General features: G+C 73.8%; 22 protein-coding genes, 1 tRNA gene and 1 pseudogene. 9 read left to right on the top strand and 15 right to left on the bottom strand.

The window, feature by feature from the left end; genetic code table 11:
* Window positions 1-214: 214 nt before the first annotated feature.
* Window positions 215-286, top strand: a tRNA-Val gene (locus ACWZEH_RS09295).
* Window positions 287-349: 63 nt separating this feature from the next.
* On the opposite strand, the gene ACWZEH_RS09290 is transcribed toward ACWZEH_RS09295, so the two are convergent.
* Window positions 350-706, bottom strand: coding sequence for a hypothetical protein (locus tag ACWZEH_RS09290; RefSeq protein ID WP_456197329.1), 357 nt, complete (start codon window positions 704-706; stop codon window positions 350-352).
* 139 nt (window positions 707-845) lie between these two features.
* Here ACWZEH_RS09290 and ACWZEH_RS09285 point away from each other — a divergent pair, with 139 nt between their 5' ends.
* Window positions 846-1,085, top strand: a complete 240-nt coding sequence (locus ACWZEH_RS09285; RefSeq protein WP_456197327.1) for a DUF2277 domain-containing protein — start codon at window positions 846-848, stop codon at window positions 1,083-1,085.
* Between the two features lie 54 nt (window positions 1,086-1,139).
* On the opposite strand, the gene ACWZEH_RS09280 is transcribed toward ACWZEH_RS09285, so the two are convergent.
* The 3 genes from ACWZEH_RS09280 to ACWZEH_RS09270 all read right to left on the bottom strand — a co-directional run bounded on the left by ACWZEH_RS09280 (window position 1,140) and on the right by ACWZEH_RS09270 (window position 4,954).
* Window positions 1,140-1,766, bottom strand: a complete 627-nt coding sequence (locus ACWZEH_RS09280; RefSeq protein WP_456197325.1) for a DedA family protein — start codon at window positions 1,764-1,766, stop codon at window positions 1,140-1,142.
* A gap of 734 nt (window positions 1,767-2,500) precedes the next feature.
* Window positions 2,501-4,210 (bottom strand): alkaline phosphatase D family protein, encoded by a 1,710-nt coding sequence (locus ACWZEH_RS09275; RefSeq protein ID WP_456197323.1) that lies wholly within the window; start codon window positions 4,208-4,210, stop codon window positions 2,501-2,503.
* A 99-nt stretch (window positions 4,211-4,309) separates the two neighbouring features.
* A complete protein-coding gene (locus tag ACWZEH_RS09270) occupies window positions 4,310-4,954 on the bottom strand; it encodes an HNH endonuclease family protein (RefSeq protein ID WP_456197321.1) in 645 nt (214 codons plus the stop codon).
* Window positions 4,955-5,455: 501 nt separating this feature from the next.
* Between ACWZEH_RS09270 and ACWZEH_RS09265 the strand changes: the two genes are divergently transcribed.
* Window positions 5,456-6,037, top strand: a complete 582-nt coding sequence (locus tag ACWZEH_RS09265; protein WP_456197319.1) for a TMEM165/GDT1 family protein — start codon at window positions 5,456-5,458, stop codon at window positions 6,035-6,037.
* Window positions 6,038-6,289: 252 nt separating this feature from the next.
* Window positions 6,290-6,973, top strand: a complete 684-nt coding sequence (locus ACWZEH_RS09260) for an HAD family hydrolase (RefSeq protein ID WP_456197317.1) — start codon at window positions 6,290-6,292, stop codon at window positions 6,971-6,973.
* Window positions 6,974-7,005: 32 nt separating this feature from the next.
* Here ACWZEH_RS09260 and ACWZEH_RS09255 read toward each other — a convergent pair whose 3' ends face one another.
* Window positions 7,006-8,316, bottom strand: coding sequence for a peptidoglycan-binding domain-containing protein (locus ACWZEH_RS09255; protein WP_456197315.1), 1,311 nt, complete (start codon window positions 8,314-8,316; stop codon window positions 7,006-7,008).
* 247 nt (window positions 8,317-8,563) lie between these two features.
* On the opposite strand from ACWZEH_RS09255, the gene ACWZEH_RS09250 reads away from it, so the two are divergent.
* A complete protein-coding gene (locus tag ACWZEH_RS09250) occupies window positions 8,564-10,753 on the top strand; it encodes a DHA2 family efflux MFS transporter permease subunit (RefSeq protein WP_456197313.1) in 2,190 nt (729 codons plus the stop codon).
* A gap of 61 nt (window positions 10,754-10,814) precedes the next feature.
* Here ACWZEH_RS09250 and ACWZEH_RS09245 read toward each other — a convergent pair whose 3' ends face one another.
* Window positions 10,815-11,306 (bottom strand): GNAT family N-acetyltransferase, encoded by a 492-nt coding sequence (locus ACWZEH_RS09245; RefSeq protein WP_456197311.1) that lies wholly within the window; start codon window positions 11,304-11,306, stop codon window positions 10,815-10,817.
* 125 nt (window positions 11,307-11,431) lie between these two features.
* Between ACWZEH_RS09245 and ACWZEH_RS09240 the strand changes: the two genes are divergently transcribed.
* Together ACWZEH_RS09240 and ACWZEH_RS09235 are read left to right on the top strand one after the other, a co-directional pair.
* Window positions 11,432-12,106: a hypothetical protein gene (locus tag ACWZEH_RS09240; RefSeq protein WP_456197309.1), complete on the top strand. Its 675-nt coding sequence runs from the start codon at window positions 11,432-11,434 to the stop codon at window positions 12,104-12,106.
* 5 nt (window positions 12,107-12,111) lie between these two features.
* Entirely contained in the window at window positions 12,112-12,762 is a 651-nt protein-coding gene (locus ACWZEH_RS09235) for a hypothetical protein (protein WP_456197307.1), read from the top strand.
* 24 nt (window positions 12,763-12,786) lie between these two features.
* Here ACWZEH_RS09235 and ACWZEH_RS09230 read toward each other — a convergent pair.
* Window positions 12,787-13,009: pseudogene (locus ACWZEH_RS09230) on the bottom strand (DnaJ family domain-containing protein); the annotation flags it as partial.
* Window positions 13,010-13,183: 174 nt separating this feature from the next.
* Here ACWZEH_RS09230 and ACWZEH_RS09225 point away from each other — a divergent pair.
* Complete coding sequence (locus ACWZEH_RS09225; protein WP_456197305.1) at window positions 13,184-13,576, top strand: FHA domain-containing protein; 393 nt, start codon at window positions 13,184-13,186, stop codon at window positions 13,574-13,576.
* 48 nt (window positions 13,577-13,624) lie between these two features.
* Here ACWZEH_RS09225 and ACWZEH_RS09220 read toward each other — a convergent pair whose 3' ends face one another.
* Window positions 13,625-14,296: an O-methyltransferase gene (locus ACWZEH_RS09220; protein WP_456197304.1), complete on the bottom strand. Its 672-nt coding sequence runs from the start codon at window positions 14,294-14,296 to the stop codon at window positions 13,625-13,627.
* A 311-nt stretch (window positions 14,297-14,607) separates the two neighbouring features.
* On the opposite strand from ACWZEH_RS09220, the gene ACWZEH_RS09215 reads away from it, so the two are divergent.
* Window positions 14,608-16,701, top strand: a complete 2,094-nt coding sequence (locus ACWZEH_RS09215; protein ID WP_456197302.1) for a bifunctional glycosyltransferase 87/phosphatase PAP2 family protein — start codon at window positions 14,608-14,610, stop codon at window positions 16,699-16,701.
* 143 nt (window positions 16,702-16,844) lie between these two features.
* On the opposite strand, the gene ACWZEH_RS09210 is transcribed toward ACWZEH_RS09215, so the two are convergent.
* The 7 genes from ACWZEH_RS09210 to ACWZEH_RS09180 form a co-directional block, all read right to left on the bottom strand.
* On the bottom strand, window positions 16,845-17,255 hold the full coding sequence (locus tag ACWZEH_RS09210; protein ID WP_456197300.1) for an aggregation-promoting factor C-terminal-like domain-containing protein: 411 nt from the start codon (window positions 17,253-17,255) through the stop codon (window positions 16,845-16,847).
* Window positions 17,256-17,612: 357 nt separating this feature from the next.
* Window positions 17,613-18,503: an ECF transporter S component gene (locus ACWZEH_RS09205; protein WP_456197298.1), complete on the bottom strand. Its 891-nt coding sequence runs from the start codon at window positions 18,501-18,503 to the stop codon at window positions 17,613-17,615.
* Window positions 18,500-20,251, bottom strand: coding sequence for an ABC transporter ATP-binding protein (locus tag ACWZEH_RS09200; protein ID WP_456197296.1), 1,752 nt, complete (start codon window positions 20,249-20,251; stop codon window positions 18,500-18,502). Before ACWZEH_RS09200 ends, ACWZEH_RS09205 begins: the two co-directional genes overlap by 4 nt.
* A complete protein-coding gene (locus ACWZEH_RS09195; protein ID WP_456199517.1) occupies window positions 20,248-21,375 on the bottom strand; it encodes an energy-coupling factor transporter transmembrane component T in 1,128 nt (375 codons plus the stop codon). Before ACWZEH_RS09195 ends, ACWZEH_RS09200 begins: the two co-directional genes overlap by 4 nt.
* A 13-nt stretch (window positions 21,376-21,388) precedes the next feature.
* Window positions 21,389-22,093, bottom strand: coding sequence for an SCO2322 family protein (locus tag ACWZEH_RS09190; RefSeq protein WP_456197294.1), 705 nt, complete (start codon window positions 22,091-22,093; stop codon window positions 21,389-21,391).
* The gene (locus ACWZEH_RS09185; protein ID WP_456197293.1) at window positions 22,090-23,361 is read right to left on the bottom strand and encodes a prenyltransferase/squalene oxidase repeat-containing protein; all 1,272 of its coding nucleotides are present in this window, start codon (window positions 23,359-23,361) and stop codon (window positions 22,090-22,092) included. Before ACWZEH_RS09185 ends, ACWZEH_RS09190 begins: the two co-directional genes overlap by 4 nt.
* Before the next feature lie 447 nt (window positions 23,362-23,808).
* A complete protein-coding gene (locus ACWZEH_RS09180; protein ID WP_456197291.1) occupies window positions 23,809-25,191 on the bottom strand; it encodes a glycoside hydrolase family 10 protein in 1,383 nt (460 codons plus the stop codon).
* Between the last annotated feature and the right edge of the window lie 88 nt (window positions 25,192-25,279).

Below are 25,279 nucleotides of genomic sequence, written 5' to 3'. Positions count from 1 at the left end.
CGTACGGAAACGGGCCCCGCCGGGGGATCCGGGCCACTACCGGAACCGAGGTGGGGCTACCCCCAGTACGGGCCCCGCGCGGAGTCCAGGGAAGAACCCGGAGGCGACCCGGGAGGAATCCCGCCCGGACGGATCGCGGCAGGACCCGGGAGCCCGGATCGTTCCCCGGGCCATGTAGGCTGTCGACTCGGCCCGGGCGGTGCGCCCGGGGCCCGGGTGCGTAGCTCAGGGGTAGAGCGCCTGCCTTACAAGCAGGATGTCGGCGGTTCGAAACCGTCCGCGCCCACCGGCGACAGGGCCCTTTGGAAGTCCTCCAAAGGGCCCTGTGCCGTTCGTGCCGGGGGTGTCCCTACGGGGACGGCTTCCTCCCGCCCGGCGGCGGTGTCCCGTGCGCGTGCTTCAGCCGGGAGCGGGCCTGGACGCGGTCGGCGCCGGCCAGGCCCGCCCAGTACCGATGGGTGCTGACGAACACCACCAGCTCGTGCTCCCGGCGCCGGAGCTTCTCCACCTCGGCCTGCTCGTCGTCCGTCCAGCCGGGTGAGGCGGGGCGCTCCACCAGGCGCCAGCCGGTGTCGTCGCTGAACCCGTCGAGCGGTTCCACCGACCAGGGAAGCCGTCTCAACAGGGCCGACAACTCTGCCTGGACCTGACGCAGTTCCTCCTGACCGGCGAGGAGGTCACTTGGAAAGTCATAGGTCGCAGCCACGCGCCAATGATACGCCTGTTCGATTTTGGGTGGCGAGTCAACCAGGGGGTCTCCTCGCCCGGTTCACCCGATCGGGCAAGTCCCGGAACGTCGTCGTCCGGCATGGCTTTCAGGGGCCCCTCGGGGTGAGACTGGGGGCATGTGCCGGAGTATCAAGACCCTGCGTCCGCCCGCGTTGTCCGAGGAGGCCACCGAAGACGAGATCAGGGCCGCGGCCCTGCAGTACGTGAGGAAGGTGTCCGGCTTCCGGGCGCCGGCCGCCCACAACCGTGAGGTCTTCGACCGGGCCGTGGACGCGATCGCCGGGGCCACGGCCGACCTGCTGGACGGCCTGGAGGTGCGCGGCGCGAGCACGGGCGTGGCGCGGCAGGCGGGATAGGCGGGGCGGACGACGACGTGGCGGGCGGTGGGGAGGGTGCGGGCCGGTCCCGCGTTACGACGCCTCCGCCGGCTGCGCGACGACGCCCGCGCCGGGCGCCGGCCGCCTGCGCATCAGGTAGGCCGCCCCCGCCCCCGCCCCGAACAGCGCGGCGACCGACACCGCGGTGGCGAGCCAGGTCGCGCCCAGCCAGTGGGCACCGAGGTAGCCGAGGGCCACGCTGTAGGCGGCCCAGGACAGGCCGGCCAGCGCCGACCAGGGCAGGAAGTCGCGGGCCCGGCGCCGGGCGGCTCCCGCGCCGAGCGAGACCAGCGAGCGGCCGGCCGGGGCGAAACGGGCGAGGACGACCAGACCTCCGCCGCCCCGGGCCAGCGCGGCGCCGAGACGTTCCTGCCCGCCGGTCAGCCGGCGGGACCGGGCGAGCGCCCGGTCCAGGCGGTCGCCACCGCGCCAGGCGAGACGGTAGGCGACCAGGTCGCCCAGGACGGAGGCGGTGGCGGCGCACAGCGTCAGGAGCAGGATGTCGGGCACGTCGGTCGCGGTGCCCGCGGCGGCGGCCGTGGCCGCGGCGATCACGAGGACCCCGCTCGGCAGCACCGGCAGGAACACGTCGAGCAGGACCGAGAGGGCCACCACCGCATAGACCCATGGGCTGCCGATCAGCGACCCGAAACTCTCCACCCGAAACTCCCCGTTGCTCCCCCGTCGGCCAGACCGTGCCGCGGTGTCGCGGGGGGAGCGGCAGGAGAATGACCGTTGACAGTCACTGAGAGTACGCCGGGCAGATGACGGAAAGGTCACGAAGGATTCGTGCGCGCGGCACCGGGAGTTCGCGTTCCCTCGAGGCCTCCGTTCGCGAACTCCCCCTCCGGCGACGGACGGTGCTCTCCCCGAGGCGTGAGGGCGGGGGGAGAGCGCCGCGGGGGCGGGGGTGGCCCCGAGGAAGGTCGGGCCGTGACCGGGGTCCGTTCGGCCGCCCGCTGCTCCACGGTCCGTGTCCGGGTGCGGCGGATGAACATGCGGTCCGGACGGAAGGCGCCGGAGCCGGTGGACAGCGGCGGGAGCGGCGGGAGCACGGCCCGGCAGTGCATGGCCGCGCCCTCGCCCTCGTTCCGGATCGGCCGCAGGGCCTGGGGCCGGTGCACGTCGGAGCAGGCGTGGGCCATGGCGCCCGACGGCATGAACGCGGCGGCACGGGTGCCCGGTCCGGGACCGGAGCCGGGTCGAGAACCCACGTCGGGTGCCCCTGATTGATACTTTCAAGTTCAACATTCGACCATGGGTGCCGTGGGAAACCGGGAGGGGGCGACCGTCTGCTGCCGCACGTGAACGCGCCCCGTTTCCCACCCCCACGCTCGAAGGCGCGACCGGGTGCACCCCCAACGCCGCAGTGGGTTCACGGATTCGACCCCGTGTCACCTGCTGAGTTCGGTCTCCGTCACCGTTCCCAGCCGGACACCCGGACCCGCGCCCGGCCGCACCACGTCCGTCCCCGGTGCGGGGCCCTGCGCCGCGCGCGCGTGCTCCAGCCTCAGCACCGCCGAACGCCCGCGCATCGTCAGCGTCATGAGCTGGTTGCCGAACCAGGGGCCGCCCGTCTTGCGCCACCTGACCGGAGGCTGCCCCGCGCGCCCGTGCCGGGCGAAGACGCGTCCGACGCCCCGGGCGACGGCGCTCCAGCCGAAGCGGAAGCCGAGCCGGATCGACAGGGGAATGGAGTTGTGCACGGGCGAGCAGGTCAGCTGCACCACCCGGGCGTCGGGTCCGCGCCCCTGTCCGCCCGGGCCCCAGCGCGGCTCCGCCGCATACGCGTGATGGACGTCCCCGGAGAGCACGCACACCGTCGCCGGCGCATCCGGACCCGTACCGGCCTCGGCGATCAGCTCCGCCAACTCCCCGAAGGACTCCGGGAACGCCGCCCAGTGCTCCAGATCCGCCGCCCGCCGCAGCCACTCCCCGAACCGCGCCCAGCGGGGCCCCTTGTCACCCCGGGCCAGCACGGAACTCCACCCCTCGACGTCGTGCACCAGATGCGGGAGCAGCCAGGGCAGGGACGTGCCGATGAGGAGGTGGTCGTACCCGCCGCGCCCGTCCAGCGCCTGTTCGCGCAGCCAGGCCGCCTCGGCGGGGTCGAGCATCGCCCGCTCGCCCTCCGTCAGGACCCGGGCCGCCCGGGTGTCCACCATCAGCAGCCGCACCCGGCCGAAGTCGCGCCGGTAACTCCAGCGCACCGAGGCCGTGTCCGCCTCGGCGCCGGCGGCGAAGGCCCGCAACGCGTCCGTGCCGTCGGGCAGTTCCCGCACGGACGCGTACAGCGGGTCCGTGGCCAGTTCGCGCGGGGAGAGATTGCCGAGGTGCTGGTACACCCAGTACGACATCAGGCCGCTGCGCACCCGCTCGCCCCACCACGGCGTGGCCCGCATGTCGGCGACCCACGAGGCTGAGGTGTTCCAGTCGTCGATCACGTCGTGGTCGTCGAAGACCATGCACGTGGGGACCGTGGACAGCAGCCAGCGCACCTGCGGGTCGAGCCAGGACTCGTAGTAGAGGTGGGTGTACTCCTCGTAGTCCGCCACCTGGTCGCCCGGCGCGGCGTCGAGGTCGCGGCGGGCGGCGAGATACGCGCGGGTGGCGTCGGAGGTCTCGTCGGCGTACACCTGGTCGCCCAGGAGGAGCAGCACGTCGGGCCGCTCGCCGCCCGGGTCGGCGGCGATGCGCGCGGCCAGGCCGTGCAGCGCGTCGGGGCCGACGGGATCGTGCTCGCCGGCCGGCGGGGACGCCCAGCGGCAGGAGCCGAAGGCGACCCGCACGGCGTCCCCGGCGCCGGGAGTGGCGATGACGGAGGGCGGCAGCGACGCGAAGGCCCCGTCCTCGGCGTCACCGGCCGGCGGCCACACCCGGGTCCGGTCGAGGAACACCTCGTACGGCGTCGCCGTGCCCGGGGTCAGGCCGGTCACCTCGACGAGCGCGTAGTGGTGCCCCGCGACCTGGAAGGTGCGGGCCGTCCCGCCGGACCCGTCCGCGCAGCGCACCTCGGCGGTGCCCGGCCGGCAGGTCTCGGCCCAGACGGTCGCGGACGAGCCGTCGATGTACCTCAGCAGCGGTCCGAGGCGCAGTCCGGTCATGGTGGTGATCCCTTCCTTCCGTCGCCCCGTACGGTACGGAACGACGGAGGGGTCCGGGGGATCTTGAGCCGGTTGCGGCGTTCCGCGCGGTCGGCGGCCTCAGCAGCTCGCGAGGTGACCCTGCAGGGCGGACTTCTCGGCCGGGTCGACCGACAGGCCGTAGTAGTACTTCACCTGCACCCAGGCGCGGACGTAGGTGCAGCGGTAGGCCGTGCGGGACGGCATCCACTCGGCGGGGTCCTTGTCGCCCTTGGACTGGTTGACGTTGTCGGTGACCGCGAGCAGCTGCGGGCGGGTCAGGTCGTTGGCGAAGGCCTGGCGCCGCGACGTGGTCCAGGAACCGGCGCCGGAGTCCCAGGCCTCGGCGAGCGGGACGAGGTGGTCGATGTCGACGTCGGAGGCGGCGGACCAGGTGGCGCCGTCGAACGGGGAGTACCAGCTGCCGCTGGTGGCCGCGCAGGAGGAGTTGGTGACGACGTTCGTGCCGTCGCGCTTGAGGACCGTCTCGCGGGTGTTGCAGGTGCCGCTGATGGTGATCCAGTGGGGGAAGAGGTCGCGGTTGTAGCCGGTGCGGCTTTCCGTGGACACGGTGAGAGAGGCGAGGTAGGTGCGGGCGGTGGAGGCGCTGACCGGGGTGGGGAGGGCGGCGGAGGCGCTCGGGCCGTTGAGTATCCCGGCGGAGGCGATGAGCCCGGTGAGCGCCGCGACTATGCCCAGACGTCGACGCGCGTAGAACTTCGGCATGCGAACTCCCTTGTGGGGTGGGGCCGTTGAAGTACGAGCAAGGGGGATGCTCGCCTCGTGGCGTTACGGGGAGGAGTGGACCCGGTGAGAAATTAATGACGTGTGCATGGCGTGTCTAGACGCGCTGCGGTGTCGATGTGGCGCGGATGTCGTGCGGGCGTGACGTTTCCGCGGGAGCCCCGCAGGGGCGGACGGGGTGCGGAGGGGGTGCGGGTCCGTGCGGAGGCGTGTGTGCGGGGGCTCGGACCGGCCTCGCGTACGATGGACGGCGCAGAGGGGGAGTAGCCCTTCGCCGGACCGTCGACATACTGCTCAGCCCGTCTGAGCCGGCGCCCGGAGGCAGGTCCCGTACAGGGACCGGCCGGCGAGACCTTCGGCAAGCAGTGCACCGCCCGTGCCCCTCGGCACGGGTGCCATGTGTGCTGCCGTGCCGAGGCGTCCCGTGGACACGCAGGACACGCACAGACTCTCGGCGGGGCAGCCCCGACCGATCGAGGAACCTTGATCAACCTGACCGTGACGGCCGTCGTGTTCGGCGTCGTCCTCCTCGCCGAACTGCCGGACAAGACCGCGCTCGCCGGTCTCGTCCTCGGCACCCGCTACCGGGCCTCCTACGTCTTCGCCGGCGTCGCCGCCGCCTTCGCCGTGCACGTCGCGCTCGCGGTGGCGGCCGGCAGCGTGCTCACCCTGCTGCCGCAGCAGCTCGTGCACGCGATCACGGGTGTGCTCTTCCTGGGCGGCGCGGCGATGCTGCTGTTCAAGAAGGACGAGGGTGACGAGGAGATCCGCAAGCCGGAGAACCAGTCCTTCTGGAAGGTGTCCGGAGCGGGCTTCATGCTCATCCTGGTCGCCGAGTTCGGCGATCTCACCCAGATCATGACGGCCAACCTCGCCGCCCGTTACGACGACCCGCTCTCGGTCGGCCTGGGTGCGGTGCTGGCGTTGTGGGCGGTGGCCGGGCTGGGCATCGTCGGCGGAAAGGCCCTGATGAAGCGGGTGCCGCTGAGGCTGATCACCCGGATCGCGGCGCTGCTGATGCTGGGGCTCGGCGTGTGGAGCCTGTGGGAGGCGGTGACCGGCTGAGCGGGGCGGGCCGGTGGCGGGCGGCGGGGCGAACGGCGGGCCGGCCGCCCCGCCGGGTCCGACTGCGGGGGCGGCTGCGAGGGCGCGGACGGCGGCGACGGCGAGGCCAACGATCCGTGAACGGTTGACGGAGAGGCTGGCGGGGGGCCGGGTTTATTTTGTATCGTTGATAAACAAAGTGGCTCCCGCCCGTTTTCCCTGACCGGCGGGCGGGGCCGCCTTGTTTCCCCTTCCCGTGCTTTGGAGCTGCCGATGACAGCCACCGCCGTACTCGCCGCCCGTGCCCTCCTGCTGGACATGGACGGCACCCTCGTCAATTCGGACGCCTCGGTCGAGCGCGTCTGGCGGCGCTGGGCCGAGCGGAACGGGCTCGACGGGGACGAGGTCATGAAGGTCGTGCACGGGCGGCAGGGATACGCCTCGATGGCGCTGCTGCTGCCGAACCGGCCCATGGAGCAGAATTACGCCGACAACGCGCGCATGCTCGCCGAGGAGACCGCGGACACCGAGGGCGTCGTCGAGGTGCCGGGCGCCCGCGACTTCCTCGCCTCCCTCGACGGCGTGCCGCACGCCCTGGTGACCTCCGCCGACGTCGCCCTGTCCACGGCACGGATGGCCGCCGCCGGACTGGAGCAGCCCCGGGTGCGGGTGACCGCCGAGTCGGTGGGCGCGAGCAAGCCCGACCCCGAGGGCTTCCTCAAGGGCGCGGCGGAACTGGGCATCGCCCCGGCCGACTGCGTGGTCTTCGAGGACTCCGGGGCGGGCATCACCGCGGGGCGCGCGGCCGGCATGCGCGTCGTCGGCATCGGCCCGCGCGCCGGATTCCACGATCCGGACGTGGTCGTACGAGACCTGACCCGGGTACGGGTGGAGCGCGGCGCGGACGGGACGGTCCTGCTGCACATCACGGAAGCCGGACACGCGGCGGGCCGGTAGGGCCGGGCCTGCCCGGGGCCGGCACCGTCGGCTCAGAGGCCCTGGGTCTCGGACTCCAGCCGGCTGCGGGTCTCCGGTCCGTACACGCCCAGCTCGTCGCCGCGGATGCCCCGTGACCACTGGTAGTTGCGGAGGGCGCCCTCCGTGCGACGGTCGAACCGGCCGTCGACCTCGTCGTTGTACAGGTACACCTTGCTCAGGCGCTCCTGGAGCCCGGCGACCTCCGGGCCCCGGTCGCCGCGCCTCAGCGTGGGGCCGGTGGCGTCGCCGCCGTCCAGCTCCCGCACATCCTCGGGGGCGTCGGCCGGGGGGCCGGTGGTCGGGGTCGCGGACGGTTCCGGCTCGTCCGACGGGGCCGCCGAAGCGCCGGCCTTGGCCGACTCGGAGCTTGACGGCGACGCCGACGGGCTCGTGCTCCCGGACGGCGGGGCCGAGGCCGACGCCGGGGCGGACGCCTCCGGTGAGCCGGACACGCTCGTGGCCGGCGCCGCCGAGGGCGTGCCGGACGGCGCGTCCGGCACGCTCGCCCGTACGTCGTCCGGCAGCGCGCCGTCCCGGGACGGCGTCTCATAGGCGAACAGCCCGCTCGCCCACCCGGCGGCCCCGATCACCGCCACCACGGCCCCGGCGGCCACGAGCAGCGTGGTACGGCGACGGCGGCCACCGCCGGGGGGAGCGGGGTCGCCGTCGGCCGGGAGCGGGGGCGTGGCAGGGCCTGCGGGTGAACCCGCGGCGGCGGACACCGTCCTGAGGGGGCGGGTGGAGTCGAACAGGTGCAGGTCGGTGGCGCTCGGCTCGGTCGTGGGCGGCGCGAGAGGCGTGACGAGGGGCGCGGACCGGGAGACCGGACCCGCAGGGGCTTCGGCGGTGCCGGGCGCGGCGAGTGCGTCGGGGGTGACGGCGCGCAGCTGCATGGTGGCGTCCGCGGCCGGCCGCGGCGCGCCGGGTGCCGTCCGCTCGGCCCGGGCGGTCTGTCCACCGGGAGCCGTCCGCCCGCCGTCCGCGGCCTGCTCGCCGTCCGTGGTGCGCTCGCCCCGCGCCGCTCGGCGGGCCTCCTCGGCTCCCTGTCCGGCCTCCGGTTCCAAAGCGCGGCCGCTGTCCGGCGCGCCGCCGTCTGCCGGGGCGTCACCGTCCTTCGGCATGCCGGGGGTCCCGTCGGCCGGTGCGGAGCCGGGCTCCGGTGCCGCGTTCGGCGTACTCGCCGCCACTGCTCCGGTTTCCGCCTCCGCTCCTGCCGCCGTGGTGCCGTCGTCGAGTTCGACGTACGGGCGGATGCGCAGCGGGGAGAAGTCCTCGGCCTGAGCCGCCTGCGCCGTACGGGCGTCGCGGAGGGCGTCGGACACGCGCAGCGTACAGGCGCAGGAAGGGGTGTTGTCCCTCTTCCTGGGCGTACCGCATTCCGGGCACGGGGTGCCCGTCGAATCGTTCACGCGTAATCCCTCCCCTCGCGATCTCCAGAGATTATGCAGATCTTCTCCACACTCCGACGCGCACGCCCCCGGAACGCTGTCTTCCGGAGGGACTCAACAGGCCATAACCGGTCACACCGATCACGATGGACCGTGGAATCGAGAACCTGTGGAGGTGGTCATGTCCGGGCACGCGCACGGCGGGGCGGAGAGGGCGGGCAGCACGCGGCCCTCGCCCGACGCCGGTTCCGGACCACCGGCCTTTGGCATCGGTCCGAAAGGCCCCGGCGGCCCCGGCGGCCCGGGGGGGCCAGGAGGTCCGGGTGGTTCCGGCGGCCCCCCCGAGCAGGTGTCCCGCAACGTCGTCGTCTCGATGAGCGCCCTGCTCCTCGGCCTGCTGCTCGCCGCCCTCGACCAGACCATCGTGGCCACCGCGCTGCCCACCATCGTCAGTGAACTGGGCGGCCTGGAGCATCTGTCCTGGGTGGTCACCGCGTACCTGCTGGCCTCCACCGCCGTGACCCCGCTGTGGGGCAAGCTCGGCGACCAGTACGGCCGCAAGCGGCTGTTCCAGGCCGCCATCGTCATCTTCCTGGTGGGGTCCGCGCTGTGCGGCACGGCGCAGGACATGGCCCAGCTGATCGGCTTCCGCGCGCTCCAGGGGCTGGGCGGCGGCGGACTGATCGTGCTGTCCATGGCGATCGTCGGCGACCTCGTCCCGCCCCGTGAACGGGGCAGGTACCAGGGCATGTTCGGCGCGGTCTTCGGCACGACGAGCGTCCTCGGGCCGCTGCTCGGCGGACTGTTCACCGAGCACCTGAGCTGGCGCTGGGTGTTCTACATCAACCTGCCCCTCGGGATCGTGGCCCTCGCCGTCATCGCCACCGTGCTGCACATCCCGCGCAGGTCGACCCGGCACGTCATCGACTACCTCGGCACCTTCCTCATCGCCTCCGTCGCGACCTGCCTGGTGCTGGTCGCCTCCCTCGGCGGCACCACCTGGGCCTGGGGCTCGCCGCAGATCATCGGCCTCGCGGTACTGGGCGCCGTCCTCACCGTCGCGTTCGTGGCCGTGGAACGCCGGGCCGTCGAACCGGTGCTGCCGCTGGGGCTGTTCCGGATCCGCACCTTCACGCTCACCGCCGTGATCAGCTTCATCGTCGGCTTCGCCATGTTCGGCACGAGCGTCTATCTGCCGACGTTCCTCCAAGTGGTCCAAGGCACCAGCCCGACCATGTCCGGTGTGCACATGCTGCCGATGGTGGCCGGAACGCTGCTGGCCTCGACCGCCTCCGGACAGGTCGTCAGCCGTACCGGCCGCTGGAAGGTGTTCCCGATCGCCGGCACCGGTCTCATCACCGTCGGCCTGCTGCTGCTCCACCAGCTCGACGAGAACAGCCCCACCCTCGTGATGAGCGCCTTCTTCTTCGTCTTCGGCCTGGGGCTCGGCCTGGTGATCCAGGTCCTGGTACTGATCGTGCAGAACGCCGTCTCCTACCAGGACCTCGGCGTCGCCACCTCCGGCGCGACCTTCTTCCGCTCCATCGGCGCCTCCTTCGGCGTCGCCGTCTTCGGCATGATCTTCACGAACGGTCTCGACGACAGACTCACCGCCGCCTTCCGCGGCGCCCAGCTCCCGCCCGGCGTCTCCGCCGACGCGCTGGAGTCCGACCCGCGGGGCATCGCGGACCTGCCGGCCGCCCTGCGCCCGGAGGCCGTCCACGCGTACGCCTCCTCCATCACCGACGTCTTCCTGTACGCCGTTCCCGTCGTCCTCGCCGGGTTCGTCCTGGCCTGGTTCCTCAAGGAGGACAAGCTGCGCGCCTCGGTCACCGCGCCCGACGGCACCGAGACACTGGCCAGCAACCCGGTGGAGCGCTCCTCGTACGACGAGGTGTGCCGCGCGCTGTCCCTGCTCGGCACCCGCGAGGGCCGGCGCGACATCTACCGCAGGACCACCGTCCGCGCGGGCTACGACCTGCTGCCCGCCACGAGCTGGCTGCTGCTGCGGATCAGGAGGCACGGCTCGGTGGAACCGGCCCTGCTCGCCGAGCGCAGCCCCGTCCCGCTCGGCGTCGTCCTGGAGGCCGCCCGCCAGGCCGAGGTGCGGCACCTCGCCCGGCGCGAGGGCCTCGGCCTCGTCCTGACCGACGAAGGTTTCGAGGTCGTCGAGAAGCTGGCGCGGGCCCGGGAGGAGTCCCTGGCCGAACTGCTCGGCGACTGGTGGGGGCCGGAGCGGCCGACCGATCTGGTCCAGCTGGTGCACGAGTTGTCGGGGGAGCTGGGCGGATCGCGCGGGGAACGCCCGCACGGCGACGGCGAGCGTCCGGGCGGTACGCGCGGCGGGCACCCGGGTGCGCCGGTCGGCTGAGCCGGAGCGGGGACACCCGGACCGCCCGTTCACCCGGCCGCCCGTTCACCCGGCCGCCCGTTCAGCCGAGTTGCTTGGTGAACCAGTGCTCCGCGGTCGGTTCGCTGTTGTGCGGTCGCGTCTCGGTGAAGCCGAGCCGGGTGTACAGGGCGCGGGCCTCCACCAGGTCGCCGCGCGTGTCCAGGACCAGCCGGGCGGCCCCCGACGTGCGGGCCGCGTCCTCGGCGGCCCGCACCAGGAGCGCCGCACCACCCTTGCCCCGCATCTCCCGGTACAGGAAGACCCGGGTGAGTTCGGCGGTCGCACCGTCCAGCAGCCGGACCCCCGCGCTGCCCGCCGCCTCGCCCCCGTACCGCGCGACCAGCAGACGCCCGCGCGGCAAAGCCAGGTCGGCGCCCGACTCCGCGGCGATCTCGCGCTCCAGCTCCGCCGGGTCGGTCCGGCGCCCCTCGTGCAGCAGGTACCAGCGGTCGCTCACCTCGGTGTAGTACGCCCGCCAGAGCGCGGCGGCGACGGGGGAGCCGGGGAGCTCGGGGGCGACGGTCCAGACCATGACCGCATTCTCCGCTCCTCCGGCACCGGGCCCGCAACCCCTGTTTGCGGGCGGCTCCTCGGGCAACACGAACGGAGAACCGGCGCGCCAGGAGTGCCGGTTGGCCGACATACCGGAAGGCATCCATGTCCACTGGCCTGATCATTGCGTTGATCGTGATTGTGGCGGTCGTTGTCGTCGCGGCGGCCGTACTGATTCTGCGCGCCCGTGGCCCACGTCACGGCGCGAACCTGAAGCGGCGCTTCGGCCCCGAGTACGACCGGGCCGTCGCCCGGCACGACGGGGACGCCGAGGCCGCCGAACGTGAACTGGCCCAGCGCGTACAGCTCCACGGCGACCTGCGGACACGACCGCTGGAGCCCGCCGAACGGGAGCGGTACGAGGCGGGCTGGACGGCCGCGCAGGAGCAGTTCGTCGAGTCGCCGCGGGAGGCGGTCGCCGAGGCGGACCGCCTGCTCGCCGACCTCGCCGCCGCCCGGGGCTTCCCCGGCGGCGGACAGTACGAGGAGCAGCTCGCCGCGCTGTCCGTGCACCACGCCCACCACGTCGACGGCTACCGGCGCGTGCACCGGGTCGCGCAGGCCCGCGTGAACGGCGCACACGAAGGCGGCGCGGGCACCGAGGAGATGCGCGAGGCCATGGTCGAGGCCCGCGCCCTCTTCGACGACCTGGTGCGGCCCTCCCGCCACGACGGCGGAGACCACCATGGCGGCCCGGACGGCCACCGCGCCGGAACGGCCGAACGCGGCCGCCCCCACACGCCCTCATTGCTCCACCGGCGACAGGCGAAGGAGAGCTGAACGAGATGACCGACAGGACCCGGCGCCCCGGCGGCGACCCGCTGACCGGAACGCCCCGCACCACCACCCCCACCACCCCCACCGCCCCCACGCCCGCCCACGGGACCCGTGACGGCGTCCACGGGGACCTCCCCCAGGACCTCCACGGTCAGGACCTCCACGGCGACCCCCGCCGTGACGCCTACGAGAAGGGCGCCCGAGCCGACACCCCGGGCCTCCGCGAGGACACCGGCACAGTGCCGCCCGCCCGGGAGGGCGCGGACTCTCCGGCCGCCGACCGCCCGCGGACCGGCGGCACGCCGGACACGCACACGTCGCCGGCCGGCCGTCACGACGGCGACCGCGCCCCCGGCGCGGCGCACGGCCCCGGTCTGCTCCCGCTCGACGAGGGCGACGAGCTCTCCGCGCAACTGCAGCACGCCGTGGCCGGTTTCGTGGACGCCCCGAGGGACTCCGTCGAGGAGGCCGACCGCCTGCTGGAGGAACTCGCCGCCCGCTTCACGGACGCGGTCACCGAGCGGCGCCGTACCCTGCGCCGGTCCTGGCAGACCGAGGAGATCGGCGAGGGCCCGAACGCCGCGGAGACCGGCACCGAGCAACTGCGCCTGGCCCTGCGGGACTACCGCGAACTGGCGGACCGGCTCCTGCGCGCCTGAACGGCTCAGCGCCCGGGGCCGCCGTCAGGCATCCCCGGGCTCCGGCCCGTCCGCACCCGCCCGGCGCTCCCGCCACTGCCGTACGACGTCCTCGACGTCGTACGGCAGTGGCGGGAGCGCCGGGCGGCGGCTTGTACGTCATGTCGCGGATCCTGGTGTCGACCTCCGTGAGGACCTTCCGCACGATCCGCTCCGAGGGGGCCGCGAAGGCCGCCTCCAGGGCGTCCTCGGCCTCCCTCGAAATCGACGTCCGGCGGCTTCCGCCCGGTCATGAGGCCGTTGTGCCCGCCGAACGGACGGACGGGAGGGAGCCGGGCGTTTTATCATGCGGCGACAGCGGGTCCTTTGGCCACCGCGCCAGGCCGTTTCGGCCGTTGCGGGGCTACCGCCGGCCCGCCGGAACGTCTCAGGAGGAGCGCACGTGCTCGAACTCACCATGGCCACGGTGTCGTCGGCTGACTCGGGGGCCACGGCCGGCATGCTCATGGCCGACGCGCCGACCGAGCCGGGTGCCGTGCTGAGGGTGGGCCGGGACAGGTCGGTGTGCCGTCTCTCCACGCCGGACGACTGGCTGTTCGTCTCCAGGGTCCACCTGGAGTTCCAGTGCGCCCAGGACGGCACCTGGTACCTGAGCTGGCTGCGCGGTTCGCTCCCCGAGCCGTCCTGCGAGGTCCGGCTGACCATCGGGGGCCAGGTCCACCCGGTCGCCTACGGCGGCAGCGTCGCGCTGCCCAGGGGAGGCGACGGCGAGGTCGTCATCCTGGACCGCGCGGCCCCGCGCAGCGTCAACGTGGGCTTCTACCACGAGGTGTGAGGCCGGCCGGCTCCGCGAGGGTTCTGCGAGGGACCGCCTCGGGACGGCTCACTCCAGAACCCGCGCCAGGGCGAAGCCGTCGTACCCCTTGGCGCCGACCGTCTGGATCGCCGTACCGCTCAGCCTCGGGTGGCCGGCGATCAGGTCGAGGGCGGCGCGGATGCCCAGCACGTCCGGGTCGGTGCTGTCCCGGTCGATCACCCGGCCGCCCCGGACGACGTTGTCGAGGACGATCAGGCTGCCCGCGCGGGTGAGTTTCAGGGCCCACTCCAGGTAGTGCGGGTTGTTGGCCTTGTCGGCGTCGACGAAGACCAGGTCGAACGGGGGCGGGTGCTCGTCGGCCAGCCGGGGCAGTGACTCCAGCGCCGGGCCGACGCGTACCTCGACGAGCCCGTCCAGGCCCGCGCGCGCGATGCTGCGGGTGGCGACCTCGGCGTGGAGCGGGTCGTACTCCAGGGAGATCAGCCGCCCGTCGGCCGGCAGGGCACGGGCCATCCAGAGAGTGCTGTAGCCGCCGAGGGTGCCGATCTCCAGGATGCGCCGGGCGCCCTGCACCTGGGCGAGGAGCTGGAGGAACCTGCCCAGGGCGGGGGTGACGGCGATGGGCGGGAGGCCGGCGGCCTCGCTGTCCCGCAGGGCGGCCGTCAGGGCTTCGTCCTCAGGCGGGAGGAGGGCGGCGAAGTAGTCGTCCACCTGGTGCCAGAGCTGTGACTCGCTCATGTGCCCACACCTTCGTCCTTCGTCTCGTTCTTTGGCCGGCCGGCCGGCCGGACCAGCCGGTTCGTCCGACCGGTCATGCGGGTGACGGTACGTCTTCGGCCCGTCATGTGATCCATCTCGCACCCCGGGGAGTAACCCGAACCCCTCCGTCTATCGTCATCCGGACTAAAGCCGGACCAAAGAGGGACGGACGTCAGGTGAATCGGGGGTTGCCTGCGTCTCTTCCGGGGGCGGTGCGAGCCTCATAGGGTTCGCAGGGGGATCCTCACGCGCGGACGCGGGGGACCAATGGGGCGGGAGGCCGACGAGGCGTGGCAAACGCGGAACACAGGGGGCGACCGGCGGAGGCCTTCCCGGCCACGGCCGTCGGCGACACCGGAACACGCCTGCACACGGTACGACTCGGACTGTGGCTGCTCGCCGCCGTCCTCGCCGTGCGCCAGGTCGCCGCCGTCCTGACCACCCCGCGCGGGGAGCGGCTCACGGACCTCGAGACCTGGTTCGGAGACGACGGCGTGCTGCAGGTCAGCGGCTCGCTCTACGAATCGACCCGTTTCACCGGCACGCCGTTCGGTGGGCTCGTCCTCAAACCCCTCACCCGATCGGCTGAACAAGCGCTCGGCTGGGGCTGGACCTTCGGCACGCTGCTGCTGGTCGTCGCGCTGGGCCTGATCGCCGCCCGCGCCCTGCCCCAGCCGGTCGGCCGCCGCACCGCGCTGCTGGCCGCGCCGGTCGCGGTCAGCCTGCTCATACTGTCCCTGCCGGTGCGCAACACCCTGTGGCTCGGGCAGACCAGCATCATCCCGGTCCTCCTCGTCCTGCTGGGCTGCTTCGTCGCCCGCGGACAGCGGGCCGGCGGCATCCTGATCGGTGTCGCCGCCGCCCTCCAGCCGACCCTGCTGCTCTTCGCCCCGCTGCTGTGGTTCACCGGCCGCCGCCGGGCCGCCGCCGCGTCCGGCATCACCTTCGCCACGGGCACCGTGCTCGCCTGGGCCGCGCTGCCCCGGGACTCGTACACCTACTGGGTGCACCACATGGCGGGCGTCGGACTCGGAGGCCGGGCCGACGACCTCGCCAACCAGTCCCTGCACGGCGCCCTGCTCCGCCTGGGCGTCGAGGGCCCCCTGGAGATCGGCCTCTTCCTGCTGATCGGCGCGGCCGTCGCCACCCTCGGCCTGCGCCGCGCGGTGCGCCACGCCCGCGACGGCCAGCTGCTGCTGGCCGTCGCGATCACCGGATGCGCCGCCATCGCCGTCTCCCCGACCGCGTGGCAGCACCAGTTGCTGTGGGTGCTGCTCACCGTCGTCGGCACGGTCGGCAGACGTGCCTCCGACCGGCTGGTGTGGCCCGTCGCCGTCGTCCTGGTGATGACGCTGCCCGCCCCCATGATCCTGCCGAACATGGCGGCCCTCCACCCCGTCCGCGACAACATCGTCCTGCTCGCCGCGCTCGCCGCCGCCACGGTGATCCCGTTCCTGTCGCGCACCTCGCCGCACTTCCGGGAGCCCGTCCCGACCCGGTACGCCGACCCCGTCCCCACCCGCTTGCGGTACGTTCCGCTGCTGCCGTTCCTGCGCCGGGTCCTGACCCGCCCCAACCTCCTGCTGGAACTGCTGCTGATCCGGGTCACCTACGCCGCCTACTCCAAGGTGCGGCTCGCGGCGACCGGCGGCCGGGAGCGCGCGGAGGAGCACGCCGGGCAGATCCTCGACCTCGAGCGTGTGCTCCACCTGGACATCGAGTACGCGGTCAACCACGCCGTCGTGCAGATCGGCTGGCTGCGGGACTTCTTCGACTTCTACTACACGTCGTTCCACTTCGCCGTCCCGCTCACCGTCCTCGGCCTGCTGTACTGGCGGCGCCCCGTCGACTACCGCTGGGCGCGCGCGAGCCTGGGCTTCACCACGCTGCTGGCCCTGCTCGGCTTCTGGCTCTACCCGCTGGCCCCGCCGCGCCTGATGCCGAACCTCGGGATCATCGACACCGTGCACGGCGTGCAGGACTTCTCCAAGCCGGACTACGGCACCCTCACCGCCCTCACCAACCAGTACGCGGCGATGCCGTCCCTGCACTTCGGCTGGTCCCTGTGGTGCGGCCTGGTCATCGCGGTCATCGCTCCCAGGATGTGGATGAAGGCGCTCGGCCTGCTCCACCCCCTGTTCACCGTCGCCGCGATCGTCGCCACCGGCAACCACTGGGTCCTGGACGCGGTGGGCGGCGCCCTCGTCGTCGTGGCCGGCTTCGGCCTGACGTACCTCCTGCAGGGGCCGCGGGCACGGGTGGTGACGGCCGCCACCGCAGTCACCGGGACTCCGCCTGCGCCGAGGTCCGCGGACGCCACGGACGCGAAGCCACCGGGCCCCGCCCCCACGCCACCCGTACAGGAGGAGCCGGCCCGGAAGTAGTGGCACGGCGCTGCATGCGCGGGCGCGGCTTCGGCCCCGGGCATGGCGAAAGCGGCGGTCCCGGGGATCTGGGGGCCGCCGCTTTCGGTCTGTGGGGTGGTGCCGGGGTCATGCGGGTGGTGCCGGGGTGGTGCCCGGGTCGGTCAGTACCAGTTGTTGGCCTGCCAGAAGTCCCAGGCGGCGCACGGGCTGCCGTAGCGCTCGTTCATGTAGCCGAGGCCCCAGGAGATCTGGGTGGCGGGGTTGGTCTTCCAGTCCGAGCCGGCCGACGCCATCTTCGAGGCGGGCAGGGCCTGGACCAGGCCGTAGGCGCCGCTGGAGGCGTTGGTGGCGGTCGGGTTCCAGCCGCTCTCGTGCTGGACGATGTTCGAGAAGCACTGGTACTGCGCGGAGTCACCGATCATCGACTGCGCGGTCGCCTGGGCCGAGCCCGTGGTGGCTGCCTGCGCGGGGGCGGCGGCGATCAGCGTGCCGCAGGCGGCGGCGGCGAGGGCGGCGCCGGCGGCGGCCTTCTTCGGGGCGGCGACGGTGCGGAGGATGGAAACGGCGGACACGTGGAGCCTTTCTTCGGGTACAGGGCGTCGTCGTGGACCCGGTGCCCGAACACCTGGGGTGCGTGGGGCGGGGCACACGGCGGCGCCGCGGCCCGTGGGGGGCACGTCGGCGCCTGGCGACTGCTCCACAGAAACAGCTTCCGGTGTTTGTCCGCAAAGGTCCCTTTTACTACTCCTGGTCGCATTCAAGGGAAACGCGGTTCCGCGGTCGGCGGCCATCCGCGCAGGTCGGGGGCGACGGGCGAGGGGCCGGGGAGGATGCGGGGGCTACGACCCCGCTTCGTATGTGACCCGGGTCATGTGGGGCGCCTCACGACGGGCCGTCAGCTGCGTCACTGTCGGCGTGCGCGGGGCCACTCAGGGGTGGGTGGTGAAGGTGACCGGCGTCTCGAAAGCCGCTCTGCGGGTGGCGCGGCGCAGGGCGCGGAGGACCGGGGCGCCCAGGGTCAGGGCCAGGACGACGGTGAGCAGGGCCCGGCCCAGGTCCCAGCCCAGCGACGTGGCCAGGCAGTACGCCAGGAAACGGGCCAGGTTGGCGGGGACCGACGCGTCCGGGTCGAAGGAGATGTCCGAGGCGAGGGCGGCCATGAAGGGCCAGCCCGCCATGTTCATCACCGTGCCGTAGGCGAAGGCCGCCAGGAAGCCGTAGACGGCGAGTACGCACAGCTCCGCCCGGCCCCGCAGCCGGTCCGGGCCCGGGAGCAGGCCCGCGCCCATCGTGAACCACCCCATCGCCAGCATCTGGAACGGGAGCCACGGGCCCACCCCGCCCGTGAGCAGCGCGGACGCGAACATCGTCACCGAACCGAGCACGAAGCCGAAGCCCGGCCCGAGGACCCGGCCACTGAGGACCATCAGGAAGAACATGGGTTCCAGGCCCGCGGTTCCCGCGCCGATGGGGCGCAACGCCGCGCCCGTCGCCGCCAGGACGCCCAGCATCGCCACCGCCTTCGGACCCAGGCCCGACTCCGAGATCGTCGCCGCCACCACCCCGACCAGCAGTACGAGCAGCCCCGCGAAAAGCCACGGCGCGTCCTGCGCGTGGGCGTTGAGGGTGGAGGCGGGCGGGGCCAGGAAGGGCCAGCCGAACGCCGCCACGCCCACCGCGCTCACCAGGGCCAGCGCCGCCAGCGAACGTGGGCCCAGGCGGACGGCCCGCGCCTGGCGCTGGGCGCCGGTGGAGGTGCCGGTGGCGGTCCCGGTGGCCGGGGCGGTCTCGCCCGTGGCCGGGGTGGGTGCGGGTGTCATGACAGGGCCTCCCGGACCTGGGAGACCGTGAGCCAGTGCTGCGGGGCCAGGATCTTCGCCACCTGCGGGGCGAAGGACGGTGACGCGACGACCACCTCGGCCGCCGGACCGTCGGCGATGACCTCGCCCTCGGCGAGGAGGACGACCCGGTGGGCGAGTTCCGCCGCCAGCTCCACGTCGTGCGTGGCCAGGACGATCGCGTGCCCCTCGGCGGCCAGCCCGCGCAGGACGGACACCAGGCGGGCCTTCGCCGCGTAGTCCAGGCCGCGGGTCGGCTCGTCGAGGAGGAGCAGCGGTGGACGGGCGGTGAGGACGACCGCCAGGGCGAGGGTCAGTCGCTGGCCCTCGGACAGGTCGCGCGGGTGGCTGTCGTCCGCGACGCCGGGCAGCAGTTCGGACAGCAGGGCGCGGCAGGTGCCCGCCTCCGCCTCCGCGTCCCGGTCGGCGGCGGCGCACTCCGCGGCCACCGTGTCCGCGTACAGCAGGTCCCGCGGCTCCTGCGGGACGAGTCCCACCCGGCGCACCAGGTCGCGGGGGCGGGTGCGGTGCGGCACGGCGTCACCGGTGCGGACCGAACCGGCGGACGGTTCCACGAGCCCGACCAGCGCGCCGAGCAGCGTGGACTTGCCTGCCCCGTTGCGGCCCATGAGCGCGATCGTCTCGCCGGGGGCGACCGTCAGATCGACGTGGCGCAGCGCCCGGACGCCGCCCCGGCGAACGGCCAGGGCGCGGACCTCGGCCACGTGGGTGGGGGCGGGGGCGACCGGGGCTGCTGTACCCGACCGCTTCCGGGTGAACAGGGAGAGGGAGGTCCTGCGGGTGGCGGAGGGTGCGGTGGAGGCGGTGGGGGCTGCCGGGGATTCCCGGACGGTGGCCGGTGCCGCTGCCGGTGCCGTCGCGGCCTCCGCTTCCGCCACCGCCACCGCCTCCGCCTCCGCGAGGCGCTCGCGCAGCGGGGTCGCGCGGCGGCGGGCGTCGCGTACGGTCAGCGGGAGCGGGGACCAGCCGGCGAGCCGGCCCAGGGCCACCACCGGCGGGAACACCGACGACACCGCCATCACCTCCGCCGGGGTACCGAGCAGCGGGGGCTCGCCCGGTCCCGGCAGCAGCACGAGGCGGTCGGCGTACTGGACGACGCGTTCCAGACGGTGCTCGGCCATGAGGACGGTGGTGCCGAGATCGTGGACCAGACGCTGGAGCACCGCGAGGACCTCCTCGGCCGCCGCCGGATCCAGCGCGGACGTCGGCTCGTCGAGGACCAGCACCCGGGGGTGCGGGGTGAGGACCGAGCCGATGGCGACGCGCTGCTGCTGGCCGCCGGAGAGCGTGGAGATGGGGCTCTCGCGCAGGCCGGCCAGCCCCAGCAGGTCCAGCGTCTCCTCGACGCGACGGCGCATCACGTCCGGGGGCAGGCCCAACGACTCCATGCCGTAGGCGAGTTCGTCCTCGACGAGGTCCGTCACGAAGTGCGACAACGGATCCTGGCCCACGGTCCCCACCACGTCGGCGAGTTCGCGCGGCTTGTGCGTACGGGTGTCGCGGCCGGCCACCGTGACCCTGCCGCGCAGGGTGCCGCCCGTGAAGTGCGGGACGAGGCCGCTGACCGCGCCCAGAACCGTGGACTTGCCGACCCCGGACGGCCCGGCGAGCAGGACGAGTTCGCCCTCCGGGATCTCGAAGTCGACGCCCCGCACGGAGGGTTCGGGGGAGCCGTCGTACGTCACGGAGACGTTCTCGAAGCGGATCACGACGGCTCCTTGCCGGTGGTGTCCTCGGGGGCGGGGGTGACGAAGGCGGGGAGCAGGCCGACGAGCACGGCCGCCGCCGGCCACAGGGGCAGCGTGGGCGCGACCAGCGGCACCACGCCGGGGTGCAGGGCCGCCGGATCGCGTACGGCGGCGAGGGCCAGCAGCGCCGCGACCGCCGTACCGCAGCCGGCGACCAGCCACGCGCGGGTGTCCCAGCGGTCAGGACGGTACCGGGTGCGCACACAACGCCGGCCGCCCAGCCACAGCCCCGCGAGCGCGGCCGCCAGACCGGCGAGCAGCACGGGGACTCCGTACGCGGCGCCTTCGGCGGTGAGCAGCCCGTACGTACCCGCGCAGACGCCGAGCAGCCCGCCGAGGGTGAGGGCGGCGGTGGTGCGCCGGACCCCGGCCGGGACCTGTGCCGTACGGCCGTAGCCGCGGGCGTCCATCGCGGCGGCGAGCGCGACCGAACGCTCCAACGCGCCCTCCAGCACCGGGAGTCCGACCTGGAGCAGGCCCCGGACCCCGCGGTCGGGACGGCCCCGCAGCCGACGGGCGGCGCGCAGCCGCTGGACGTCCGTGATCAGACTCGGCGCGAAGGTCAGTGCCACGACCACGGCCACGCCCATCTCGTACAGCGCGCCGGGCAGGGACTTCAGCAGGCGCGACGGGTTGGCGAGGGCGTTCGCGGCGCCGACGCAGATGAGCAGCGTGGCCAGCTTCAGGCCGTCGTACAGGGCGAACGCCAGCGCCTCGGCCGTGACCCGGCCGCCCAGGCGGATGCCCTGCGCCCAGTCGGGGAGCGGGACTTCGGGCAGATCGACGAGGACGTGCGTACCGGGGACGGGGGAGCCGAGGACGATCGCGAAGAGCAGCCGGACGACGATCACGGCCAGCGCCAGCTTGACGAACGCGCCGTACGAACGGGCCCAGGGGGCGTTCGGCCGGCGGACGGCCACGACGTACGCGGAGACCGTGACCAGCAGGGCGAGCAGCAGCGGGTTGGTGGTGCGGGTCGCGGCGACCCCGAGGGCCAGCGCCCACAGCCACCACGCCCCGGGGTGCAGGGGGGTGCCCTGCCGGCGGCGGGGGGCGGGGGCAAAGGCAGTGTGTTCCCGTGGCAGGCTGCCGCCGGGCTCAGCCACGGCGGCGTACCTGCCGGAAGGCCGCCGCCCCGAGCAGCGCCACCACGGCGGTTCCGGCGACGAGACCGAGGGACGGGCCACCGCCGTCCTCGGAGGCGGAGGAGTCCGGGGAGCCGGTCTTCCCGGACTCGCCCTTGGGCCCGTCCTCGGTCTCCTTGCCGGTCGCCGGCCCGTCCGTGCCCGACACCTGCTCCCCGCACCCCCGCCGCGGGTATCCGGCGATGGCGCACAACAGGGCGCCGGCGTCGTAGCGCAGGGGCTCGGCGACGGAGGCCAGGGCCTCGGCCGTACTGGCGTCCGGGGCGACGCGTGCGCAGGCGGTGCGGTGCGCGGGCGGGGTCTCGCCGGACGGGGCGTCGTCGGCCGTACCGAAGTCGATGACGAGGGCCACCCGCTTGCTGCCCTCCTTGGCCGGGGTCTGCGCGCAGATGCCGGCGAAGTCGGCGGCGCCCCGGGGCTGCGCCGAGTCGCCGGACTCCTCGCTGACCGCGAAGCGCAAGCCCTGGACGTCGCCGTCGGCGGGGCGGGCGACGGACGGCCCCTGGGTGGCGTACGTCCAGGTGCCGCCGTCGAGGTCCCAGAACGACCAGTACCGGTACCCGGCGGCGTGCGCCTGGCCCGCGCCCGCCGGCAGGAGCGGGAGCGCGGCCAGGAGCAGGACGCCGGCCGCGCCGGCCCGGCGGGACCGGCGGATCACGGCTGCTGCCTCTTCTTCCGGCCGTTCACCAGGAAGGCCACGACGGCACCGGCGGCCAGGAGGGCGCCGAGAACCCACCAGACGCCGGACCCGGAACCCGAGTCGTCCTTCTCCTGCTCGTCCTTCGCGTCCTTTTCGCCCTGCGTGCCGGAGGTGTCGGCCGCCTGCGCGGCGGGCCCGGTGGCGGTCAGCTGCTTCACCAGGTCCGTGCCGCCGAAGGCGCGCGGGTCGGTGCCGGTCGCGTGGGCGGCGAAGATCAGCTGGGCGTAGGCGGCGGGGCCGCTCCCGGCGGCCCAGTCGGCGGCGTTCTCCTCCAGCCAGGCCGCGGACTTCGCGGCGGGCCCGGTGGCGCCCTGCGCCGCGAGCGCGACCACCGCGTCGGCGGTGTTGCCGTAGTCCGGCTGGTCCTCGGCGCCGGGGAGCGCGGAGACGAGGTGACCGTCCGCGGCGAGCGCCTCCGTGAGGTACGCGGCACCGTTGGCGGCGGCCTGTTCGGGCGTCCCGGCCTTCTCGCACGCGGTCTCGTCCGCCTCGTCCGACGCCTTGTCCGCGTCGGGCCCGACCACGAGGCCCGCGCCGAGGGAGCCGGTCACGCCCGCCGCGGTGGCGTCGGCGTTGGCGATCAGACCGCCCTTCTTGTCCGGCTGGAAGGCGAAGGCACCCGCGCCGTCGTCCTTGCCCGCTCCCTTGGTGCCGCACGGTATGGCCAGCTTCAGCAGCGCGTCGTAGGGGGACTTGCCGTCCTTGACCACCTCGGCCGGCTTCTCGCCCGACGCGGCGAGCGCGCCGATCACGACGGACGTGGAGTTGGCGTCGCTGGCCCCGCCCGCCGTGTAGCCCCAGCCGCCGTCCTCGTTCTGCACGGACCTCAGCCAGCCGACGGCCCTGCCGGTGACGGCGTCGTGCCCGCCGAGCGCGGCGAGGGCCTGTACGGCGGCGGCGGTCTGGTTGGTGTCGACCATGGTCCTGGCGTCGCACGCCGTGCCGGGGTCGGCGCGGAACGGGGCGAAGGAGCCGTCGGCGCACTGCTGGCCGGTCAGCCAGTCGACGGCCGCCTTCGGCGGCTCGACGCCCACCGTGTCCTGGGCGAGCAGGGCCAGCGACTGGCGCCACACGCCGTCGTACTGCGGGTCGCCCTGCCCGTACAGGGCGGAGGGCAGGGCCTGCCGGGACGGCGAGGGGGACGGGGACGAGTCGGCGGAGGCCGGTGCGGCGGCGCCGATCACGGCGACGGCGGCCAGGGCCGCTGCGCTGCTGCGGACGTTCATGATCGGCGGGTGCCTCTCCCTGTGGGGGAGCCGGGCAGCACGGGACACCCCGGCGGCTCGGCTCCGTATACCTCGACGGTGCCGCGCACCGGCGGACCGCCGGACGCGTGAGCCGGTCACGTTCCGCCCGGGGCATTCCGGCTCACCGCCTCGGGGGACGGCTCACGACAGGGGTCTCCCCGGGTCGAGCGAAGCCGAGACTTGGGGAAGGGTCAGCGCCGGAATTGCACCGGCTTCCCCCCGTACGGGTGTGATGACGACGTCGCCACTGTACCCGCCCGTAGGAAAGCGGTCAGGGGTGGCCTGAAGGAGGCGGCCGAGATCACCGGCGGCGTAGGTCACCGCTCACACCGCCGCGTACGCCACCGGCCCGCCCCGTGGGTCGCGGGGCGGGCCGGTGGGTCCCTCCGTGGTGCCTGTGGTGCCTGTGGTGCCGGGAGGGGGCGGTCAGGACGCGGTGCAGGCGCCGACGCTCGGTGGTGCCGTGTTGCCGTTCGTCATGACGGTGAACCCGAAGCTGGTCGACGCCCCGGCCGCCAGCGAACCGTTGCCGTTGGGCCGCATCGTCATCACGTTGCCGCTGCTGTCCCAGCTGGGTGAGCCGTTCCAGGTGGCGGAGACCTTCTGCGGGGACGTCACCGTGACGTTCACCGACCAGTCGCGGATCGCCGAACTGCCCGCGGTGATGGTCACCCTGCCGTTGAAGCGGTCACCCCACGCCTCCGCCCTGCTGTAGACGGCGGTGCAGCCCGCACCCGGGTTGCCGGGGTCGCCGCCCCCGCCGTCGGAGCCGCCGAGGGCGCTCAGCACCGCGTGGTAGGCGGGCTTCTTGTTGTAGTTGTCGTCGAACAGCAGGGGTGTTCCGCCCGACCTCCAGGAGTACTTGTCCGGGATGCCCCACACCGTGATGCCGGTGCACCGTGCCACCGCGAGGCAGGCCGTGACGGCGTTGCCGTAACTGGTGGCCTGGGCCGCGCCCGAGCCCTCGATGTCCAGCTCGGTGATCTGCACGTCCACGCCGAGGTCGGCGAAGCGCTGGAGGTTGGCCCGGTAGTCGGACGGGACCGGGGAGGCGCTGTTGAAGTGGGACTGGAAACCGACGCAGTCGATGGGCACGCCGCGGGACTTGAAGTCCCGGACCATGTTGTAGACCGCGTTGCTCTTCGCGTTGATGCCGTCGGTGTTGTAGTCGTTGTAGCAGAGCTTGGCGTTCGGGTCGGCCGCGCGGGCGGTGCGGAAGGCCTCCTCGATGAAGCCGTTGCCGAGCCTGTCCTGGAAGGGCGAGCTGCGCCGGGCGCCGCTGTTTCCGTCCTGGAAGGCCTCGTTGACCACGTCCCAGGAGTGGATCTTGCCCCGGTAGTGCGCCATGACCTGGTTGATGTGGTTGTTCATCGCCGAGCGCAGCTCGGAGGCGCCGAGGCCGGAGACCCAGCCGGGCAGCTGGGAGTGCCACACCAGGGTGTGCCCGCGGACCGCCATGCCCCGGCTCTGGGCGTGGTTCACGATGCGGTCGGCGTTGCCGAAGCTGAACGAGCCGCGGCTGGGCTCGAGGGCGTCCCACTTCATCTCGTTCTCGGCCGTCACCGAGTTGAACTCGGTGTTGAGCGTGTTGACGTACTGCGCCTCGCCCAGGTGGTTCGCGGCGACCGCGGCACCGAAGTAGCGGCCCTTCTCGGCCGCCGCCGCGCCCAGGGTGTCGGCGGCGTGCGCGGTGCTCTGGGGGAGCGCCACGAGCGCGGTCACGGTGAGCAGCGCGGTCGCGGCGACGGCCAGGGGGCCTCTGGCCGCCCCGGCCCTCGCGCCTCGGACTCCGATTCTGATCATGCGCATGTCATCCCTTCTCCGGTGGGGGTGCCGTAGTGGTGCGGATGTGCGGGCGTGCGGGGTTCGTCCGCTGCCGTGCTCGCTCTGCGTGCCC

The sequence above is a fragment of the Streptomyces yamdrokensis genome, assembly GCF_053890455.1.
This window is presented reverse-complemented; position numbering and strand designations above follow the sequence as displayed.

What these genes read in the sequence shown, in the direction of transcription:
- ACWZEH_RS09185 (WP_456197293.1), bottom strand. Translation starts at nt 23,361, where the DNA reads ATGAACGTCCGCAGCAGCGCAGCGGCCCTGGCCGCCGTCGCCGTGATC.
- ACWZEH_RS09285 (WP_456197327.1), top strand. Translation starts at nt 846, where the DNA reads ATGTGCCGGAGTATCAAGACCCTGCGTCCGCCCGCGTTGTCCGAGGAG.
- ACWZEH_RS09270 (WP_456197321.1), bottom strand. Translation starts at nt 4,954, where the DNA reads ATGCCGAAGTTCTACGCGCGTCGACGTCTGGGCATAGTCGCGGCGCTC.
- ACWZEH_RS09275 (WP_456197323.1), bottom strand. Translation starts at nt 4,210, where the DNA reads ATGACCGGACTGCGCCTCGGACCGCTGCTGAGGTACATCGACGGCTCG.
- ACWZEH_RS09220 (WP_456197304.1), bottom strand. Translation starts at nt 14,296, where the DNA reads ATGAGCGAGTCACAGCTCTGGCACCAGGTGGACGACTACTTCGCCGCC.
- ACWZEH_RS09250 (WP_456197313.1), top strand. Translation starts at nt 8,564, where the DNA reads ATGTCCGGGCACGCGCACGGCGGGGCGGAGAGGGCGGGCAGCACGCGG.
- ACWZEH_RS09260 (WP_456197317.1), top strand. Translation starts at nt 6,290, where the DNA reads ATGACAGCCACCGCCGTACTCGCCGCCCGTGCCCTCCTGCTGGACATG.
- ACWZEH_RS09245 (WP_456197311.1), bottom strand. Translation starts at nt 11,306, where the DNA reads ATGGTCTGGACCGTCGCCCCCGAGCTCCCCGGCTCCCCCGTCGCCGCC.
- ACWZEH_RS09240 (WP_456197309.1), top strand. Translation starts at nt 11,432, where the DNA reads ATGTCCACTGGCCTGATCATTGCGTTGATCGTGATTGTGGCGGTCGTT.
- ACWZEH_RS09180 (WP_456197291.1), bottom strand. Translation starts at nt 25,191, where the DNA reads ATGCGCATGATCAGAATCGGAGTCCGAGGCGCGAGGGCCGGGGCGGCC.
- ACWZEH_RS09205 (WP_456197298.1), bottom strand. Translation starts at nt 18,503, where the DNA reads ATGACACCCGCACCCACCCCGGCCACGGGCGAGACCGCCCCGGCCACC.
- ACWZEH_RS09235 (WP_456197307.1), top strand. Translation starts at nt 12,112, where the DNA reads ATGACCGACAGGACCCGGCGCCCCGGCGGCGACCCGCTGACCGGAACG.